The 1984-nt window shown below is 65.5% G+C and carries 2 protein-coding genes and 1 pseudogene; 1 reads left to right on the forward strand and 2 read right to left on the reverse strand.

Going from position 1 to position 1984, the window contains the following annotated elements; all coding sequences use genetic code 11:
• On the reverse strand, nucleotides 1–1009 hold a 1009-nt coding region (locus EOA29_RS34585), incomplete at its 3' end, for an ABC transporter transmembrane domain-containing protein (RefSeq protein ID WP_245468691.1).
• A 239-nt stretch (nucleotides 1010–1248) separates the two neighbouring features.
• Between EOA29_RS34585 and EOA29_RS34590 the strand changes: the two genes are divergently transcribed.
• Nucleotides 1249–1716, forward strand: coding sequence for a hemerythrin domain-containing protein (locus EOA29_RS34590; protein ID WP_245464879.1), 468 nt, complete (start codon nucleotides 1249–1251; stop codon nucleotides 1714–1716).
• Nucleotides 1717–1756: 40 nt separating this feature from the next.
• On the opposite strand, the pseudogene EOA29_RS34595 reads toward EOA29_RS34590, so the two are convergent.
• Nucleotides 1757–1933, reverse strand: a pseudogene (locus tag EOA29_RS34595) (helix-turn-helix domain-containing protein); the annotation flags it as partial.
• Nucleotides 1934–1984 lie beyond the last annotated feature (51 nt).

The raw sequence follows: 1984 nt of genomic DNA on the forward strand, positions 1-1984 counted from the left end.
GTTCGGCGCCGAGCAGGCGGTCGAGCGCCGCGGCCGCCGCCAGCCCTTCCGCTTTGGCGTGGTACTGCTCGGAAAAGCGCCTGAACGGCGCGAAAAATTCCGGCGCGATCATCAGGATGAACAGGCTCTGCCAGAGCTCGAGATTGGAAAAGCCCGGGATTGTCGCGAGCTTCAGATGTCCGAGACCGAGGAAGACGGCCAGTACGGCGATCGACAGCGAGGCGAAGAAATCGATGATACCGGCATTCACGAAGGCGATACGCAGCAGGCCGATCGTCTTGCCGGCATAGGTCTCGAGACGCCGGGCAAGCTTCGCCGCTTCCCCTGCCGTTGCGTGGTTCGCCAGGATCGTGGGCAACGTGCGGATACGGTCGGCGAACTGGTCGGCCAGCCGTCCGAAGGCGTGTTCCTGCGCGTCGGCGCGCCGGCGGATGGCCTTGCCCACCAGCGCGAAGAACAGGATCATGACCGGCGTCAGGCCGGCGACCAGCAGCGCCGCCTGCCAGGAGACGAAGCCAAGCGTTGCCGCCGCCAGCAGCGGGCCTGCCGCCATCATGGCCGTGGCGGCACGGTGGCCCACGACAAGCGCCGCCACCTGCTCCGGATGACGCTGCATGGAGACGATGACGCTGCCGACCGGGAGCGATTGCAGAAGCCTCGCCGGCATTTCGTTCAGCCGCTCGCCCGCCAGCTCGCGCAGGCCGGTCGATACAGCGTTTTCCGCGGAAGCCTGCACCCTATCGGCGGCAAGGCCGGCGACGCAGGAGGCCGCCAAAAGCACAATCGCCGCTGTAGCGAGCCACGGATCTATCGACTCGCCCATCACGAGCCGCCCCGCGAGCATCGCCGCCGTCGCGGCGAAGCCGAGCCGCAGTGCGGTGCGAGCAATCTGCCAGATGAGCAGGTCGCGCAATCCGGGTTTTGCCAACCGCTCAGCGGCAGTCAGCGCCTGGAAGCCGGGCGATGCGGCGGGATCGGGACCTTGAGCCGGGGCAGACAGCTTTTTCATGCCCCACTTGTTGGCACGCGTCGCTACGGAACGGGTTGATCCACGTCAACTCACGACGATCGTCACGGCGTTATGAAACATATCCAAAAGGATACTTGCCATGCCCGACGTTCTGCTCGTTGACTTGTCCCGGCCGCAATTCGCGTTGCGGAGCAAGCCGCGCACCGTTCGCGAAGAGCCCGTCGAAGGCACCGTTGCCTTGCCCACCCCGTGAGCCCGGCCTTGGCGGAGGAGCCATCATGACGGGTGCAAACCACGAGCCGTTCAGCAGCCCGGCGGACATGAAGCGGGCGCATTTGCAGATGCTGGCGCTCTGCCACATGCTTGAAGGCATCGCCGACGATTTGCCGTCGCGCGTCGACCGGCTCCAGTGCCTCGCCGTGGCGGCCGACCTCTTGCCGCTGCTGCGCGAGTGCCACCGCTTCGAGGAAGAGGTCGTCTTCCCCACTTTCGCGCGGCGGACAGGCGGGGACGAGATCGTGGCGAGGCTCAAGCTCGAGCATCTGGAGGACGAGAGCGCGGCGATGGACCTCAGCGAGGCGCTGCTTGCCTACGGCCATGGCCGGCTCATCGAGAACCCCGAAGCCTTCGGCTATATGCTGCGCGCGTTTTTCGAATCGACACGCCGCCACATCGCCTTCGAGCGCGACCATGTGCTGCCAGAGGTTGTCAGCGCTCGTGGCAGCGGTTCCGGCAAGAATTCGTAGCGCGTCCCGTACCGATTTGCCCGGGACAAGCAGCCGGAGATCAGTCTCCGGCCCGTGCGGCCAGTCGCCCAATGTCGTCGACGATGACGTGACGGTTGTTCTCGATCCGGATCACGTTCTCGCCGCGCAGGCGCGTGATCTGCCGACTTACCGTCTCAATGGTAAGGCCAAGAAAATCCGCGATCTCGGCGCGCGACAGCGGCAGTTCGAAAGCGGCGCGCCGAGATCGCGGATTTTCTTGGCCTTACCATTGAGACGGTAAGTCGGC

The sequence above is a fragment of the Mesorhizobium sp. M1E.F.Ca.ET.063.01.1.1 genome, from assembly GCF_003998155.1.
In the GTDB taxonomy this organism is placed as follows: domain Bacteria; phylum Pseudomonadota; class Alphaproteobacteria; order Rhizobiales; family Rhizobiaceae; genus Mesorhizobium.

Coding starts and splice junctions, on each gene's coding strand:
- EOA29_RS34590 (WP_245464879.1), top strand. CDS start 1,249: ATGACGGGTGCAAACCACGAGCCGTTCAGCAGCCCGGCGGACATGAAG.